Source organism: Sulfurimonas sp. HSL1-2, assembly GCF_039645565.1.
Lineage (GTDB): Bacteria > Campylobacterota > Campylobacteria > Campylobacterales > Sulfurimonadaceae > Thiomicrolovo > Thiomicrolovo zhangzhouensis.
Genome location: NZ_CP147914.1, coordinates 2,217,029 through 2,234,975, shown reverse-complemented (window position 1 = coordinate 2,234,975; position 17,947 = coordinate 2,217,029). Strand labels below are relative to the sequence as shown.

Sequence of the window (17,947 nt, the reverse complement as noted above, 5' to 3'; positions counted from 1 at the left end):
ACTCAAGATGCGGATACTGACATCTCCACTTAGCACTCGTCCCGGAGGAAGTTCCCCCCGGGGATAGCACGCTGCTACTTGATGATCGCAGGGTCGTTGACCTGGATCGCCGTACCGTTGCTGTAGATGAAAGAGATCAGCTCGGTGTGGTATTCCAGGAAGGCGTCGAGGCTGTATTGCGGGTCAAGCGGGGAGCGGTGTTCGCCCTCGGTGACCCGGGTGACGGTCCTGTTTGTATCGGGCAGGTAGATGTTGCCCGGAAGCAGGGCGCTCGTGTTGAGATCTTTCGCCTGGGTGAAGGCGATAAAAGGGCTGCCGCCGGCCAGCGGGTAGCCCGGTACGACGGCCGGGATATGCTGGTCGCCGCTTCCCTCGGTTCCGTCGCCTATTGCCTGCATTTCGAGGATGGGGAAGGTATTGGCTGCACCGATGCCTGCCGCGTAGTTTGCCGGGTCCGCATCGTCGATCAGGGTCTGGGTCGCCAGCATAAAGGCCGCATATTCTTCCGTGCCGGGCATGATGCCGTAGACGGACAGGCCGGCATTGATCTCCGGTGCGAAGACGGGGGAGTTGATCAGGAAGGGGATCATCTGCTGGCCGGGCATCATCATGACGGCGCTTTGCAGCGCATCGGTCTGGTTGAGGTAGCCGATGGAGGCGATGTTGCCCAGGGAGTGGGACAGGAAACTGATGCGCGATCCGTCGAGGTTGGAGAGTGTCGCGTTGAGCTCAAAAACGACGGCAGATGCGATGCTGTTCGTCAGTTCGATGAGGTCTGAAGTCGTCTGCTGCAGATTGTCCCTTGTGGTTGTGACGTTGGCGAGATTCATGAAGTGGATCCCCGTGGAGTCGATCACGCCGTCGGGGGCATAACCTGTAACGGTGCCGTAGGGGTTCTCCGTGACCAGGTCCACGTTGAAGGTGCGCTCCAGCGCTCCCATGTAAAAGGGGTTGAGCGTCGTATTGGACTCCGTGACACCGTGCAGGGGCAGGTCGATGGCGACACCGACGTAGCAGGCCGAGGCCAGCGTTTCACCGTAGACAAAGAGGTCGGTACGCACGCGGGTGATGCCGTGCTGGTAGATCACGACCGGCCAGCCGGCGGCAGGTTTCGTACATCCCGAAGCCGCACTCGGCACCGTCGCGACGACCGGCACGGTGACGTTGGCTTCGATGACCGGCGTAAACGGTGCGCTGTAGCTGAACGCGCCCGCCAGGACGGGGAGGGGGTTCATCGGTGAGCCCTGCGGCATGTATTGCGGGAGGTTGGAGAGGGTCCCGGCATAGATCTCGGCGCTACCCGTCATCAGGCTGGTATCCATTCCCAGCTGTGCAAAAAGGGCTTTGGTCGTGACATTGACATCCTGGATCGCCAGAGCGGCGTTGGTGTCATTTTGCGCATACTGGGCGATACTGTGCTGCACGGCGCCGATCATCTGGGTGCGGAAGGTCCAGATCTGCACCGTTTTGGTCGGGTCCTTGCCGGCCATGGCCAGTGCATAGAGCATGGCCTGGTTGCCCTGGCGGATCGCTTCGAGCGCGGCGGCCGTCGCTTCGTCCAGGGCGCCGCCGGCCTCGACCGGGTTCGGCGAAAGGGTCAGGGCCGTGGCATAGTCCGGGGCGAGGATTCGGCCCTCGCTATCGTTGAGGTCACTGGTGAGGACGGCCATATAGTTCGTCAGCGACTCCAGCGGTTTCATCGGCACGATGGCGACCTTGCTGCCGCTCTGGGCGACGGCAAAATCCACCCCGTAGACGAGGGAGGTATTGATACCCGTCACCGCCCCGGTCGTCGCATTGACGTCGACCTTGTAGAGCTGCACGCCCACAGGCAGGGAGGTGGCGTCGAGCGTGACCCCGTCGCTGATCGGCGCGGTGATCGGCATCGTCGTCGAGAAGCCCGTCAGGGTATTGAGCTGGCGCTTGACGTTGGCGTCGGCATCGGTCGGCTCGTAGGGGATGTTGAGCGTCTGGCCGAAGTCGTAATCGTTCGTCGTACTGCTGTTGGGGGCGAAGAGGATGTTGTTGGGATAGGGGATCGTCCCCGTCGTCGGGTCGAATACCGTGTAGCCGGCGATGAGGTCGTCGACGGTGTTGCCGTCCAGGCTGTCCTGCAGGTCCGTACTCTTGTCGCCGTTACAGCCGCCGAACGTCAGTGCCAGTACCGCGGCGGCCGCGGTGAGGGTAAGGTGATGATAGCGCATGGTGGCCTCCTAAAATTTCATGCTCAGCTGGGCGCTGAGGATGTCTACGCTGGAACTGTAGGTTCCCTTGAGGGTGTGGTTGAGCTCCGGAAGACCGGATTCAAAGGTATTCTCGATCTTCGTGGTTGCGACGAAGAGGTGGCTGTAGGCCGCGTCGATGCTGAGCATGCTGCTAATGGCATAACCCGCCCCCACTGAGAGCCAGAAACGGTCGTTGTCCGGGATGCGCGGGGTGCGGCGGTAGCGGTTCTTGACGGCCTTCTGGTCATACGCTATCCCTGTCCGGAGTACAAGCTTTTCGCTGATATGGATGCGTTCGCCGACCGCGACGCGCCACTGGTCCTGGTAATCCTCGGTAGTGACGGAATCGGGCTGGGCCGGGTTGTCGTACTTGATACGCAGCTCCTCGAATGTGCTCCACTGCGTCCAGGTTACATCGGCCATCAGGTCGAGGACCCCGAAACTGTGGAAGAGGCTCAGCGAGGCGGAGGCCGGCAGGGTGACGTCGGCGCTGAGGGTCGTATCGGTAAAGGCGCCGGTACTGACGATGGGGGCGGCCGCCGCGGGGACGCGGAAGTCGGCGTCGCCCTCGACATGCTGGTCGATAGCGGAACGGTAGGCGAGGGCGATCCGGGTATGTTCATCGACATTGTAGAGCATACCGACGTTCCAGCCGAAGGCCAGGTCGTTGTAGTTGTCACCGGTCAGTTTTGCAAAACCGTCCGCGCTGCCGGGGGTCCCGAGCAGGGCACCGAAATCGACGGCGCTCGTGAGGGTGATGTCGAGCAGCTGCAGGCTGACCCCGGCACCGATGCTGAGACGGTCGTCGATCTTGTAGGCGACCGCGGGGTTGATGTTGACGGTTTTGAGGTCCGACTCGACGGCGTGGTAGCGTCCGACCCAGTCGTCGTCATACTGCGTCACCAGCCCGAAGGGGGCGTTGATGCTGATCCCGGCGAAGAGCTGCTCACTGATCTGGCCGCTGTAGTAAAAGGTCGGGATCAGGGCGGGGGTGTTGCTGCTCGAATCGGGACCGCTCAGGGCAGTGCCGTCGGCAAAGGTGGAGCCGTTGTTGCTGAAATCGGCCGTCGGGAAGATGGCGTTGATCGCCCCGACGACGTTCTGGCCCTTCAGCAGGGTCATCGAGGCAGGGTTGAACCAGACGGTCGAGGCATCCTCGCCTGCCGCCCCGCCCGAAGCATAGGCCGTGCCCATGCCCGAGGCCGAGTTCTCGATGATGCCGAACCCGGCACCGTGTGCGCCCGCCGCGGCGAGCAGCAGCGCCGCGGCGCTGTAAAACGGATGAAGACGCATGCTTCCCATAGGTCATTCCCTCTCTTCGTTGTTAGTGCAGCTGTTACTATAGAGGAGATCGCTATAAAATGAGATTAAACGTATCGGAACAGGTAGCCACGATAGATGGCGGCACGCCACGGTATTATGATAATTCTAGGCGTCAATTGGATACCATAAGCATATAGTTAGACTCTGTGGATCAGGAGAGAGATAGATGAAGAGAGCGCTTCTGTTGGCGACGGCGGCTACGGCATTGACGGCCGGGGGATACCGCATTCCCGAAAACTCAATCAACAGCCTGGCACTGGCCGCGGCCTATGCCGCCAACGCCAACGGGGCGGATGCCACCTATTACAACCCGGCGAATATGGTCTTCGGCGATGCCGCGCAGAAGGCGGAGGCGGCCCTGACCTACATCGGGCTCACGGGGGTACATTTCAACGGGTCCGCGCCGCAGGCGGGGCTTGTCGGGACGGATACGAGCGGCTCCGATGCGGAGCCTGAGCACTTTCTCGTCCCGACGCTGCACTACGTCTCCCCTGCTTTCGGCGACTGGCGCTTCGGCGCCTCCATGCTCTCTCCCGGCGGCCTCTCCAAGCGCTGGAACGACCAGCCGGCGCGAAGCTATGCCTGGGAGGTGACGGTGCAGACCATCGAGTTCAATCCGACGGTGGCCTACCGCATCACGCCGGAGCTCTCCGTCGGGGGCGGCCTGCGGGCGCTCTACGTGCAGGGCGTCGTCAAAAGCGGTTCCATCGGCTCGCGGGACATGGCGGGCGACGGCTTCGCATTCGGGTACAACCTGGCGCTGAGCTACCGTCCGACACCGGCGCTGAAGCTGGCGGCGACCTACCGCAGCAGCGTTGAATTCGATATCGAAGGGGATGCAAAACTCTACTTCCCCGATGACGGCGCCTACAACGGTACGCTGCTCTACGATGTGGGGGGGTCGGTCAGCCTGCCGCTGCCGGCGGTGCTGCAGGTGGCCGCGGCGTACACCTTCAATGAGGGAACGGCGCACTCCACGACGGTCGAATTCATGTACGAAAAAGATTACTGGTCCGCCTTCAAGGACCTCGATTTCGACTACGACACCGATATCGGGGCGCTGGCCATGTATTTTGACGACCCCATCCCGAAGAACTGGAAAGACACGAACGTCTTCCGTCTCGGCGTGACGCAGGGGCTTGACGAATGGACGCTGATGGCGGGCATCGCGCTCGACGAGACCCCGGTCCCGGAGAAGACGCTCAATTTCGAGCTGCCCGATGCCGATGCCGTCATCTTCTCCGCCGGGGCGCGTTACCGTCTGGACGAGGCGTGGAACCTCGGCGGCGGTATCCTCTACGACCATAAAGAGGACCGCAGAATCGACGGCGCCGTCAATGACAACGAAATCGACGGGACCTTCACGAATACGGCCGCCATCCTGGTGACACTGGGTGCGGAGTACCGTTTCTAGGCCCCGAGCAAAACAAAGGAAGTGACTGAAGTGAAATATCTGGTGGAGTTCGTTGAACGCGGGGAGGTGGAGCAGAGCACCATCTTCGCCCAGCTCAAGTGCGGTGTTGAAGAGGCCAAGATCCTTCAGGCGATGGCGCGCCGCTATATTACCGGGCAGGAGGACAGCGGGGTGCTGGAGCTGCTGCAGGAGCTCTTCGGGGAGGAGGATTACGGTTTCCTTGCCCACCTCGATCAGATCAAGAACCTGCTGGAGCTCGGCTGGATCGCCCAGCAGAGCTTCACGCCGCTCAAGGTCAGCGAGGCCTGCAACCTGGAGCTGCTCAACACCTCCGTTGCGCTGAGCACCCCGTTCCTGCGGCTGCTGGAACTGGGATCGCTGGAGATGACGCTGCCCGAGATCAAACCCTACGAAGACCACCTGGAGTACCTCCAGGACCAGTTCTTCCGCATCGAGCTCTACCAGAAGATCAGCACGGTGCGCCACCAGGGTAACGAACAGTCGCTCTCCATCCACCGGCTGCAGAACAAGCTGGAGATCCTGGAGAAACGGATCGGGGAGCGGATCGCCCAGACGACGTCGGAGATCGCCCTGGAGAAGTACATCCGTACCAGTGAACTCGAAGGCAAGGAAGAGGTGATCTTCCTGGCCCTGCTCAAAGAGGAGTACAGCGCCGGCGACAACTCCCTGCGCGAGATGACGGCGCTGATCGACCTGATCAGCAGCGACGAGTACGACCGTATCCGCAACCGCTCCCTGCTCGAAGAGGGCTCCAAGCTGCTCACCGAGGAGATCATCGACTACGAGGAGATGCTCAACCCCTTCGGCGGGATTGCCCGCGCCTTCTACATCGTCGACGAGGTGCTGCAGAACATCATGCACCCGCAGAAAAAGAAGAAGGTGCACAAGCTCAAACTCGACATGCTGATCAAGGAGCAGGAGATCTTCGAACTGGTGGACCCCACCACCTCCCTCGACGACGTCGTCCTCAACCCTTCGACGCGGCGGGTGCTCGACAACCTGATGCACCAGATGGACAAGCGGGTCGTGCAGCGGCTCGTCGAGTGGGGCGTCAAGAGCAAGAAGCAGGGTGTCGACGCGCGCATCATCTTCTACGGACCTCCGGGCACCGGGAAAACGATGACGGCCTACTCGCTCTCGAAGTCGCTCAAGCGGCAGGTGCTCAGCTTCGACTGCTCGAAGATCCTCTCCATGTACGTGGGAGAGAGCGAGAAGAACGTCCGGAAGATCTTCGACACCTATAAAGAGCTGACGGAGAAGACGAAGACGGAGCCGGTGCTGCTGCTCAACGAGGCCGACCAGTTCCTGAGCGCGCGCTCCTCGGGTACGGGCAGCAGCGCCGAGCAGATGCACAACCAGATGCAGAACATCTTCCTCGAGCAGATCGAGGGGTTCAAGGGGATCTTGATCGCGACGACGAATCTGCTGGAGAACATCGACAGCGCCTTTTCGCGCCGGTTCAACTACAAGATCGAGTTCAAGCGCCCCGACCGCGAACAGCGCCGCATACTCTGGGAGAAGATGCTGCCGGTAAAAGCCCCGTATGCGCCGGATTTCGACATTGCAAAACTCGCCGGGTACGATCTCAGCGGCGGGCAGATCAGCCTAGTGATCAAGAACACCGCCTTCAACGTCGCGACGATGGAGGAGCCGCTCTTTACCCTGGAAGCCTTTGTCGAGGAGATCGAAAAAGAGAAACGGGGTACCTTCGATACGGAAAAAGCGATGGGATTCCTCCAGGGGTGAATATTTCATCAACCCCCTGCTTTTCTTTGCTACAAAATGAAACAACGCCTCTCGCACCCTCATTTTTGACCTGTTTCCTTCGGTGACATGCTTCCCAATTGGGAAGGCCGGATTTAGGGGATTTAATGACCTTTTCGCTATATTGCTATCAACTGTTTTTATATTGAATCTCGCCTGGAGAAAGCCCCGAATTTCGGGGATTTCCCCGGTCTGATACCACTAAAAAAGGTAGGATGCATGGAACATGTAGATGTTGCTCACCCCTATTTCGGGGTCTTTATCCTCTTCGTGCTGACTTTCGGCGCCTTCTACGGCACGACGGTCCTGGCACGATGGGCCAGCCGCGCTATGGCGGCAAAAGATACGGAAAAGATCAAACTTTCCATCTACGAGTGTGGACCGGAAGTGACCAAACAGCCCAACAGAATCTCGCCGCAGTTCTACCTGTTCGCGCTGCTGTTCTTGCTGTTTGACGTGGAGATCGTTTTCATGTTCCCGTGGGCAATCGACTTCAAACTGCTCGGTTGGTTCGGTTTTGCGGAGATGATGCTTTTCATCCTGCTGCTGGCCATCGGTTTCGTGTACGCTTGGAAGAAAGGAGCACTTGAATGGCACAACATCAAGTAAATTTCATGCAAGACGGCGGGCTTCCCGTCGCACTGACGACCGTCGACAAGGTGGTCAACTGGGGGCGCTCGAACTCGCTTTGGGCCCTGACATACGGTCTGGCGTGCTGCGGGATCGAGATGATGGCTTCGGGGGCTTCCCGTTACGACTTCGACCGTTTCGGTACGATCTTCCGCGCTTCACCGCGCCAGTCGGAAGTTATGATCGTCGCGGGAACGCTGACGAAGAAGCATGCCGAGTTTATCCGCCGCCTCTACGACCAGATGACGGAACCCAAATGGGTCATCTCCATGGGTTCCTGCGCGAATACGGGCGGGATGTTCAATACCTACGCCACCGTGCAGGGGTGTGACCGCGTTATTCCGGTCGACCTCTACCTGCCGGGCTGCGCCCCGCGTCCGGAGACTCTTCAGTACGCGGTCCTGATGCTGCAGAAGAAGATCCGCAGCGAAAAGGCGATCAAAGCCCAGAAACCGAAAAGGCTGCTGTAATGAGACGCTATACCCCGAAAGACGACGTACAGGCTAAACCCTATTATACGGACCGCTACTGGGTCGCACCGCAGGTCGCCAAAAGCGACGTCAGCGAAGACGAGGTCTTCGCGGCGGACCTCGCAGCGATCAAAGCGAAATTCGATGTCAGCGAGGCCTATATTCAGGTCGAGCAGATGGTCGTTTACATCAAGCCAGAGGACAACTACGGCGTCCTCGAACTGCTCCGTGACGAGCTGGGCTATACGCAGCTCTCCGAACTGAGCGCCATCGACTGGCTGGCGGAAAAAGGGCAGTTCGAGGTCTTCTACCAGATGCTCAGCATGTCCAAGCGCAAGCGCCTGCGCATCAAGATGTTCATTGATGAGAACGAAGCGGTCAACAGCGTCGAGAAGCTCTTCCGCAGTGCCGACTGGAGCGAGCGCGAGATGTTCGACATGTTCGGCATCAAGCTGAACAACCACCCGTTCCCCAAACGCATCCTCATGCCGGACGACTGGGAAGGCTGGCCGCTGCGCAAGACCTACCCGCTGCAGGGCGACGAGTTCGCAGCATGGTACGAAGTCGACAAGATCTTCGGCAAAGAGTACCGCGACATCATCGGGCCGGAACTGCGCGACCCGGCGGAAGTCAACCGCTACGACACGACGCGTTTTGCACGCCTGGGCCACGAAGTGCCGAAGGGTACGGATATCTCCGAGGGCGAAACGAAGAAGAATCTCGATTACCAGGAAGAGGGCGGCGTCTTCATGATTTCGAAATTCCACGAAGAAAAATCTGTCGTTATTGAAGACAGAGACAGATAAGGCGAGCTATGCAACAGACGAACCGATTACGACCGTTTTTTGAAAATATCACCTTTGAGCGTGACGACAACGAACTCGTGCTCAACTTCGGGCCGCAGCACCCCTCCGCGCACGGACAGCTGAGATTGATGCTGCACCTCCAGCAGGAGCAGATCGTCAAGGCGCACCCGGACGTCGGCTACCTGCACCGCGGGATGGAGAAGATGGCGGAGAACATGATCTACAACGAGTTCATGCCGACGACAGACCGTATGGACTATATCGCCTCCTCTTCCAACAACTACGGCTTCGCCCTGGCGGTTGAGAAGCTCATCGGCCTCGAAGTGCCGCGCCGCGCGAAGGTCATCCGTATGATGCTGCTCGAGGTCAACCGCCTGATGTCCCACCTCTTCTGGCTGGCGACAACGGCACTCGACATCGGGGCGATGACGGTCTTCCTCTACGCCTTCCGCGAGCGCGAATACCTGATGGACCTCGTCGAGGATTACTGCGGGGCGCGCCTGACGCACGCAGCGATCCGCATCGGCGGCGTGCCGCTCGATATCCCGGACAATTTCCTGGGCGACCTCAAGAAGTTCCTGGACAAACTGCCGCAGAACATCAAAGACTACGAGGACCTGCTCGACCAGAACCGTATCTGGAAGATGCGTATGGAGAACGTCGGAACGATCTCGACGGAGATGGCCCTCTCCTGGGGCTGTACGGGGCCGATGCTGCGCGCTTCGGGTGTGCAGTGGGACATCCGTAAAGAGGAACCGTACGAACTCTACGACGAAGTCGAGTTCAACGTCCCGTGGTCAGACAAGGGCGACAACTACGCGCGTTACAAAATCTACATGGCCGAGATGCGCGAATCCGCGAAGATCCTCTACCAGACGATCGACATGTACGAGGAGACGGTCAAGAACAACCAGACCGAACTGATGGCGCACGCGCCGCAGTACATCTCCGCGCCGAAGCTCGACATCATGACGCAGAACTACGCCCTGATGCAGCACTTCGTCCTCGTCACGCAGGGGATGCGCCCGCCGGTCGGCGAGGTGTACGTCCCGACCGAGTCTCCGAAGGGGGAACTGGGCTATTTCATCAACAGCCAGGGCGGACCGTACCCGTACCGCCTCAAGCTGCGCGCGCCGTCGTTCTGGCACACGGGGATCCTCACGGATCTTCTCCCGGGCCACTACATCCCGGACGTCGTCTCCATCATCGGAACGACCAATATCGTCTTCGGCGAAGTCGACCGTTAATAAGGAGCGCATGAATGCTACGTTACGACCTTAGACATCTGCACAATGAGTTTGATGGCCGCATGATGGAGATCATGCAAACGGCTCCTGCGGGCGAAGTGATCATCTTCCTGTTCGAAGTGGGTGATTTCTCGCCGGTACAGCGCAGTGCCGACCTGATGAAAGAGCAGGGATACGAACTGCTCAATTCGTTGAAGTTCAACGAAGTCGACTGGACCCTTGTTGTCCGCAAATAAGAGGAAGAAAAGTTGAGTAAAGTCTATTTCTCCACGTGGAAATCGGAGCAGATTAACAATATCGGCAAATCCGAAGAGGCGTGGGAAGAGAGTGCATACAAGCTGCCGATGCAGTACAACGAGCACAGCGACGCCAAGGCCTTTATCGGCTGGGACGGCGTCGCGCTGTACGATCCCGACGTGGATGTTGTACGCCTGGCAACCGAGTATGCCGCGCAGTATCAGGTCTACTCCGAGGCGTGCGGGCGCTGTGCCCCCGGACGCTGGGGCGGACGGATCCTGTACGATCTTCTGGACAAGATCGCCCGGGGCGAAGGCGCGCTCAGTGACATGGATCACCTCAAAGAGGTTGCGCGCAATATGCAGCTGACGTCCAAATGCGAGATCGGTAAAACCGTGCCGAACCCGCTGTTGGACCTGATGACGCATTTCGAAGCGGATTTCCGTGCCTGCATCGATGGGCAGAAGCCTTCGAAGCATTACAACGAGGAAGTCGGCTACATCGCCAAGATCACGGCGCCGTGTACGGATGCCTGTCCGGCACACGTCGACATCCCGGCCTACATCGAGGGTGTCCGTGACCTCCGTTTCGACGACTCCCTGATGGCAACACGCCAGACGATGCCGCTGGCGCACACCTGCGGCCGCGTCTGCCCGCATCCGTGCGAGGACGAGTGCCGTCGTACGAACCTGGACGAGCCGATCTCGATTATGGCGCTCAAGCGCCTCGGTGCCGACTACGAGACCGACCACGGTTTCGGCTTCTTCCACCCGGAAGAGCAGAAACCATCCACTGGCAAAAAAGTTGCCATCGTTGGCGCGGGTCCTGCGGGCCTCACGACGGCGTACTATCTGGCCCTCGAAGGGGTCCACTGCGACGTCTACGAAGAGCTGCCGGTCCTCGGCGGGGAAGTCACCGTCGGTGTTCCGGAGTACCGCATGCCGTGGGACAAGTATGAGAAGGATATCGAGGCCGTCAAGGACCTCGGCGTCAATTTCATCCTGAACACCCGTGTCACGGCGGATATGATGCGCCAGTTCGAAACGGACTATGACGCCGTCATGATCGCCTCGGGTACACGGATCTCCAAGAAGGTCTACTGTGACAACGAGCGTCCGGAAATCACCGGCTACTGGGGGGCGATCGACTTCCTCGACCGCGTCAACCTCTACGTCAAGTTCGGGATCACCCTGACCGAAGAGCAGAAAAAAGAGTACGCCATCGACAAGGACTACGTCGACCTCACCGGCAAGACCGTCGTCTGCGTCGGGGGCGGTTTCACCTCGATGGACGTCGTACGCTGCTCCATCCGTGCGGGTGCGAAGCGTGTCGTCATGCTCTACCGCCGCGATGAGAAGACGATTATCCGCAACACGACCTACGAAGAGTACCACGAGGCCGTCGAAGAGGGCGTCGAGTTCATCTTCCACTCTGCGGTGCAGAAGATGAATGACGAGGATGACATCCTCAAGTCCCTCACCGTCGACAAGTTCGAACTGGTACCCGATCCGGACGGCGGGCGTCCGCAGCTCGTCAAGATCGAAGGGGCTTCCTTCGAGATGGAGTGCGACTACCTGATCCCGGCGGTCTCCCAGAGCGCGGACCTGAAGTTCCTTCCCGAAGAGTGGGAACTGGAGATGACCTCCTGGGCGACGCTGAAGACGAACGGCAAGGACTATATGACCTCGCGCAAAGGCATCTTCGCTTCCGGCGACTGCGAATACGGTCCGATGACCATCGTCAACGCCGTCGGGCAGGCGAAACGCGCCGCCTCCGTCATGGCGCGCTACGTCGTGAGCGGCGAAGTGACGCTGAGCGACGACGAGGTCATGGAAGATCAGCTGCGCAAGATGCGGGTTTACGACAAGAACGAGAAGGTCACGGGGTGGCTGCCGGGTCTGCCGCGCCAGCACAGTGAAGTCCTCGACGTCGATATCCGCAAGGTCAACAACATGGAGGTCAACTTCGGTCTGACCCAGGAGCAGGCGATCGCCGAAGCTGAACGCTGTATGCGCTGTTACTATATCGCGATGGTCGCGCAATAAGGAGGCCGGATGAGTGAAATGATCAACTTTACGATTGACGGCCGCAACGTCAGCGCGAAAAAGGGCGAAACGATCCTCAAGGTCGCCCGTCGCGAAGGGATCTATATCCCGACGATGTGTTACCTGGAAAAAACGAACCCGGCGGCGTCATGCCGTCTGTGCGTAGTGGAAGCCGAGGGCGTCGACGGGATGGTCCTGAGCTGCCAGACACCCCCGACCGAGGGGCTGGCCGTCATTACCAACAACAACGTCCTGCACGAAGAGCGCACGAACATCATGCGTCTCTACGACGTCAACCATCCGCTGGAGTGCGGGGTGTGTGACAAGTCCGGCGCCTGCGACCTGCAGAACAAAACGCTGGAGTTCAATGTCGCTGCGCAGCACTTTACGGCGAAGGAGCAGTCGCGCAAGATCGAGCATTGGGGGCTGATCAACTACGATCCGAACCTCTGTATCATGTGTGAGAAGTGTACGCACGTCTGTAACGAAGTGATCGGCGACGATGCCATCGAGCTCAAGTTCGGCGGCTACAAATCGACGATCATTCCGAAAAACAGCGAGCAGCTCGACTGTACGTTCTGCGGCGAGTGTATCGCCGTCTGTCCGGTCGGCGCGCTGGTGAGTGCGGATTTCCAGTACAAGGCCAACGCCTGGGAACTGGAACGTATCCCTTCCACCTGTGCCCACTGTTCCGCGGGCTGTGCGCTGGAGTACGAAGTGAAGACCTCCGGTGCCGCCAAGCCGGGCGAAGAGCGCATCTTCCGCGTCACGAACAACTTCGAGTTCGCCTCCCTGTGCGGGGCGGGGCGTTTCGGCTTCGATTTCGACGTGAAAGGCGAAAAGAACGGCAAAGCGTTTGTCGCTGCCCTTGATGCCATCAAAGGCGCCGAGGCGATCCGCTTCTCCTCCGTCATCACCAACGAAGAGGCGCTGATCCTGCAGCGCCTCAAGGAAAAGACGGGCCTCAAGCTCTATAACGAAGATGCCCGCCGTTACGGCGCCTTCGTCGACGCCTTCGGCTCTACGGCCGACGGCAAGGCGGAACTGGCAACCATGGCCGACCTCAAGGCCAGCGACGGCATCGTCGTGATCGGCAGCCGCATCGGGACCGACAACCCGGCGCTGCGCTATGCGATGACGACGGCAGCCCGCCACCGCGGGGCGAAGATCGTCTACATGCATCCGCTCGAGGATGCGCTGATGCAGAACGTCGTGACGCAGTTCATCAAGTACGAAGTCGGGACCGAAGAGGGTGTCATGGCGCTGCTGGCGCAGGCACTGCTTGCAGGCGTCGAAACGAACAAGACGACCGAAGCGTTCCTCGAAGGACTCGACGACGGCTACCTCAGCGCGGAGAGCAACGTCGGTGAAGAGGAACTGGCCCTGATCGGCAAGCAGTTCAAACGCGCCAAGGCGAAAACCCTCGTCCTGGGAAGCGATCTCTTTGCCCATCCGCGTGCGGAAAACATCGCGAAACTGGCCGGGCTCCTGGCACGCTTCGGCGGCTATAAAGTCATTGTCGCCGCCAGCGAGGTCAATACGGTCGGGGTCTCACTTGTCTGTGATCTTGATGCGGACAGCGGCAGCAATGCCGGCGTCGTGGGCTACAACGCCGCCGGCGATTTCGTGATCGCGGCGGACGCCGATGCGGATCTGACCGTGGCGGCAATGAACCAGCAGGAGGGGACGGTGGTCAACCTCGACCGCCGGCTCCTGCCGATGAACGTCGCCGTAGGCTTCAAGGGCTACGTCCTCAACGACCTGGCGAACGCCCTGGGTGTGGGCAAGCGCTACACCATCGACTTCACGCCGGAACTTCCGGCGGAGAAGGGCTTCAAGGCCGTCGCTTTCGACGCCCTGGAGAACTTCTACTCTCCGTTGGGCGAGGATATGCGCGGCTACCGCCTGGAGAAGGCCAAAAAGCCCGCGGCGCAGAAGTGCGACGAGGTCGAGGAGCTGCCGGAGTTCAACGGGACGGTCGTTTACGCCTGCAACCCGGTTCTGCAGTTCAACCGCTTTACCGCGCGTACGGCACAGCTGGAGAAAGACGATGAACTGCGCGGCAGCGAACAGTTCGCCGTGGCGGCGCGCCTGGGCGACGGCGACCTTGTCGTCATCGGCAGCGGCGACGCGGCCCGTGAACGCCGTTTTGTCATCGATCCGAGCCTGAAAGGGACCATTGCCCTTGAACCGACCTTCGACCGCGGTCTTTCCGTCAACCCGGGGGCGTACAGGTTTGAGAAAGTCAATATTATGAAAGCGAGTAACGATGAGTAAAATCACTATCACCATCGACGGCCGGCCGATCGAGTGCGAAGAGGGCGAATACATCCTCAACGCGGCGCGGGCCAACGGCATTTTCATTCCTGCCATCTGTTACCTGACGCGCTGTAGCCCGACGCTGGCGTGCCGTATCTGTCTGGTAGAGGCCGACGGCAAGCAGGTCTACGCCTGTAACGCCAAGACCAAGGACGGGATGGATATTACGACGACGACGGACAACATCGCGACGGAACGCCGTGCGATCATGGAAGTCTACGACGTCAACCACCCGCTGCAGTGCGGGGTCTGCGACCAGTCCGGCGAGTGTGAACTGCAGAACTACACCCTGGAACTGGGTGTCGATTCGCAGAGCTACTCCATCGCCGACGTCGAGCGCCCCATCAAAGACTGGGGACACCTGCACTACGATCCGGGCCTCTGTATCGTCTGTGAGCGCTGTGTCACCGTCTGTAAGGATATGATCGGCGACAACTCGCTCAAGACTGTTCCCCGCGGCGGCGACGCGATCGATGCGGAATTCAAAGAGACGATGCCCAAAGACGCCTACGCGATGTGGAACAAGCTCAACAAATCCGTCATCGGTCTTACTTCCGGCGAAGAGATGCTCGACTGTACCTCCTGCGGCGAGTGTGCGGCGGTCTGTCCGGTCGGTGCCCTGGTCGATACGGACTTCGTCTACACGACCAATGCATGGGAACAGCAGAAGATCCCGGCGACCTGTTCACACTGTTCGGCGGGCTGCCAGCTCAATTACGAAGTGAAGCACACCTCCGTCGACAGCAACGAAGAGAAGATCTACCGCACGAGCAACGAGTGGAACTACGTCTCCCTCTGCGGTGCGGGACGCTACGGCTACGACTTCGAGAACCGCGGTGTCGAAAAAGACGAAGCGGCCTTCGGCGCGGCGCTCGCGGCCTTCGAAAAGGCAGATACGATCCGCTTTACGAGCACGATCAGCAACGAAGAGGCGCTGATGCTGCAGAAGCTGAAGGAACTCAAAGGGTACCGTCTCATCAACGAGGAAGCGCGTACTTTCAAAGCGTTCCTCGACGATTACGCCGAAGTCAGCGGCCAGCAGCTCTACGGCGGCGACCTGAAAAAAGCGCACGATGCGAACTTCGTCGTCTCCGTCGGTACGGCGCTCAAATCGGACAACCCGAATGCACGCTACGCTTTCAACAACGCCATCAAGATGAACAAGGGCGCGGGGATCTATTTCCATCCGCTTGCGGACCCGGTCATCGAAGGCATCGGCAAGGGGGTCTTTACGGCCTACCACAAACCGCTGCGCGAAGAGGCGGCGCTCTACCTGATCCTTGATCTTTTCGGGGACAAGGAGAAAATGCCTGCCGACGTCACGGAGTACCTGGCATCTTTCCACACGCTCAAAACGATTACGGTCGAAGAGACGATCAAAGAGAAGGTCGTCGAGAAGGTGATGGTCAAGAAGGTCAACGAGGAGACGGGCGAAGAGGAAGAGGTCGAGGAAGAGAAGACGACCATGGTTCCCAAAAAGGTCTCCAAAGAGGTCGAAGTCGACGAGAACCGCCTGCTTGCGTTGCTCGATATCGACGCCGACGAATGGAATGCCTTCGCGGAGAAGAACTTTGCGAAAAAAGACGCTTATGCGCTGATCGCAGGTCCGGACCTCTATACGCATCCGAATGCGAAGAACCTGGCGCGCCTCTGTGCGCTTGTCGAGAAGTACACGGACTTCGAGCTGACGATGATCCCGCCGCTCAGCAATACCCTGGGTGTGGCACTGATCTGCGACCTCGACAGCGAAGCCGGCGACTATAGCATCGGCTACAACACGAAGGGTGACTTTGTGCTCAGCGCACTGGGCGACGGCGACCTCGATATGCCGGCGATGAACCAGCAGGAGGGGACGCTGACCGGTATCGAGAAGCGTGTCAACCCGACCAATGCGGCGCTGCCGTACGGCGGGTATGAACTCAACGATATCGCCAACGCCCTCGGCCTGAATGCGAAGTACGCCATCAACTACACGGCGCAGCTTCCGGTTGAAGCCGGTTTCGAGGCGCGCGAGTTCGACAGCCTGCCGAACCGTTTCGAGAACGACGGTACGGAAGTCCGCGGCTACGCGCTGAACAACGTTGCCGTTGCAACAGGTAACGAAGCGGTGGAAAAGATCGACGAAGCCCTGGCACTCGAAGGCGAAAACGTGATCTACGCGGCCAACCCGGTACGCCAGTTCACGGCCTTCACGATGAAGCCGCACCAGCTGAACGAAGAGAGCGGTATCTACCTCTCTCCGGCACAGCTTGCAGCGATGGGCATTGCCGCAGGCGACACGGTCCGCGTCAAAACGGCTGCGGGCGAGCAGAGCATGAAGGTGGTCGAAGACAACAAGATCGACGGCAGCGTCATGTGCGTCACGACGTTCGATCCAAACATCAAAACAGAGGAGCTGTTCGGGGCATACCGCTTTGCGACAGCATCCATTCATAAGGAGGGGTAAATGGATACAGCTTTCATTATCGAGACGCTCGTCAAGATCGTCGTGGTACTGCTGGTCTTCTCGGCACTGGCCGGCTTCGGAACCTATTTCGAACGTAAAGTGCTCGCGTTTATGCAGCGCCGTCTGGGGCCGATGCACGTCGGTCCGTACGGTCTGCTGCAGATCGCTGCCGACGGGATCAAGCTCTTTACCAAAGAGGACATCGTTCCGTCCGGCGTCGTCGGGCCGATCTTCAAGATCGCACCGGTCATTACGGCGGCGACGGCATTCATGGCGGCAGCGGCGATCCCGTTCCTGCCGGAGTTCACGCTCTTCGGCTACACGGTACACCCGATCATCGCCGATGTCAACATCGGGATTCTTTATATCCTTGGTGTGATGGCCATCGGCCTCTACGGCCCGCTGCTGGGGGGTATGGCGTCGAACAATAAATGGTCGCTCATCTCCGCGGCGCGCGGCGCGGCGATCTTCATCTCCTACGAGGTGGTCACCGGGCTGGCGCTGCTGGTACCCCTGATGATCATCGGTTCGCTCTCCCTGCTGGATTTCAACGAGTACCAGGCGGCCAACGGCTGGATGGCCTTCGCACACCCGATGGGCTTCATCTCCTTTATCCTCTTCTGGATCGCGGCATTCGCCGAGACGGGACGTACGCCGTTCCACCTCGTCGCCAACGACCACGAGATCATTGACGGTTTCGGTACGGAGTATTCGGGAATGCGCTGGGGCCTCTTCTTTATCGGGGAGTATGCGAACATGTTCTTCATCTCCTTCGTGATGGCGATCGTCTTCCTCGGCGGATACGGTGACGGTACGGTGATGGGCGCACTGGGCCTCCTGCTCAAAGTGTCGTTCTTCTTCTTCTTTTTCCTCTGGACACGTGCGGCATGGCCGGATGTCCGTCCGGACCAACTGATGTGGCTCTGCTGGAAAGTACTGATGCCGCTCGCGGTTATCAATGTCGTTATTACCGGCATTGTGATGATGTTTTAAGGGGTCG

At 59.6% G+C, this 17,947-nt stretch carries 13 protein-coding genes; 11 read left to right on the top strand and 2 right to left on the bottom strand.

Annotation, left to right across the window (positions count from 1 at the left end):
• Nucleotides 1-74: 74 nt before the first annotated feature.
• Entirely contained in the window at nucleotides 75-2,204 is a 2,130-nt protein-coding gene (locus WCX18_RS11370; protein WP_345987927.1) for a hypothetical protein, read from the bottom strand.
• Nucleotides 2,205-2,213: 9 nt separating this feature from the next.
• Nucleotides 2,214-3,527, bottom strand: a complete 1,314-nt coding sequence (locus WCX18_RS11365) for an outer membrane protein transport protein (RefSeq protein ID WP_345987923.1) — start codon at nucleotides 3,525-3,527, stop codon at nucleotides 2,214-2,216.
• Between the two features lie 187 nt (nucleotides 3,528-3,714).
• Between WCX18_RS11365 and WCX18_RS11360 the strand changes: the two genes are divergently transcribed.
• From WCX18_RS11360 to nuoH, 11 genes are all read left to right on the top strand, one after another.
• Nucleotides 3,715-4,962, top strand: a complete 1,248-nt coding sequence (locus tag WCX18_RS11360; protein WP_345987920.1) for an outer membrane protein transport protein — start codon at nucleotides 3,715-3,717, stop codon at nucleotides 4,960-4,962.
• A gap of 30 nt (nucleotides 4,963-4,992) precedes the next feature.
• Nucleotides 4,993-6,729: an ATP-binding protein gene (locus tag WCX18_RS11355; protein WP_345987917.1), complete on the top strand. Its 1,737-nt coding sequence runs from the start codon at nucleotides 4,993-4,995 to the stop codon at nucleotides 6,727-6,729.
• Between the two features lie 237 nt (nucleotides 6,730-6,966).
• Nucleotides 6,967-7,356, top strand: a complete 390-nt coding sequence (locus WCX18_RS11350) for an NAD(P)H-quinone oxidoreductase subunit 3 (RefSeq protein WP_345985221.1) — start codon at nucleotides 6,967-6,969, stop codon at nucleotides 7,354-7,356.
• Nucleotides 7,338-7,847 carry an NADH-quinone oxidoreductase subunit B family protein gene (locus WCX18_RS11345; protein ID WP_345985220.1) on the top strand — a complete coding sequence of 170 codons (510 nt, stop codon included), beginning with the start codon at nucleotides 7,338-7,340 and terminating at the stop codon, nucleotides 7,845-7,847. Before WCX18_RS11350 ends, WCX18_RS11345 begins: the two co-directional genes overlap by 19 nt.
• Entirely contained in the window at nucleotides 7,847-8,653 is an 807-nt protein-coding gene (locus tag WCX18_RS11340) for an NADH-quinone oxidoreductase subunit C (protein ID WP_345987914.1), read from the top strand. The genes WCX18_RS11345 and WCX18_RS11340 overlap by 1 nt, the downstream gene beginning before the upstream one ends.
• An 8-nt stretch (nucleotides 8,654-8,661) precedes the next feature.
• Nucleotides 8,662-9,900: an NADH dehydrogenase (quinone) subunit D gene (gene nuoD / locus WCX18_RS11335; RefSeq protein WP_345987912.1), complete on the top strand. Its 1,239-nt coding sequence runs from the start codon at nucleotides 8,662-8,664 to the stop codon at nucleotides 9,898-9,900.
• Nucleotides 9,901-9,914: 14 nt separating this feature from the next.
• Nucleotides 9,915-10,136 carry an NADH-ubiquinone oxidoreductase subunit E family protein gene (locus WCX18_RS11330; RefSeq protein WP_231019198.1) on the top strand — a complete coding sequence of 74 codons (222 nt, stop codon included), beginning with the start codon at nucleotides 9,915-9,917 and terminating at the stop codon, nucleotides 10,134-10,136.
• A 12-nt stretch (nucleotides 10,137-10,148) separates the two neighbouring features.
• Nucleotides 10,149-12,182 carry an FAD-dependent oxidoreductase gene (locus WCX18_RS11325; protein WP_345987910.1) on the top strand — a complete coding sequence of 678 codons (2,034 nt, stop codon included), beginning with the start codon at nucleotides 10,149-10,151 and terminating at the stop codon, nucleotides 12,180-12,182.
• Between the two features lie 9 nt (nucleotides 12,183-12,191).
• Nucleotides 12,192-14,459 (top strand): 2Fe-2S iron-sulfur cluster-binding protein, encoded by a 2,268-nt coding sequence (locus tag WCX18_RS11320; protein WP_345987908.1) that lies wholly within the window; start codon nucleotides 12,192-12,194, stop codon nucleotides 14,457-14,459.
• Nucleotides 14,452-16,947: an NADH-quinone oxidoreductase subunit G gene (locus tag WCX18_RS11315; protein WP_345987905.1), complete on the top strand. Its 2,496-nt coding sequence runs from the start codon at nucleotides 14,452-14,454 to the stop codon at nucleotides 16,945-16,947. Before WCX18_RS11320 ends, WCX18_RS11315 begins: the two co-directional genes overlap by 8 nt.
• Nucleotides 16,948-17,940 carry an NADH-quinone oxidoreductase subunit NuoH gene (gene nuoH, locus WCX18_RS11310; protein WP_345987903.1) on the top strand — a complete coding sequence of 331 codons (993 nt, stop codon included), beginning with the start codon at nucleotides 16,948-16,950 and terminating at the stop codon, nucleotides 17,938-17,940.
• Nucleotides 17,941-17,947: the final 7 nt, after the last annotated feature.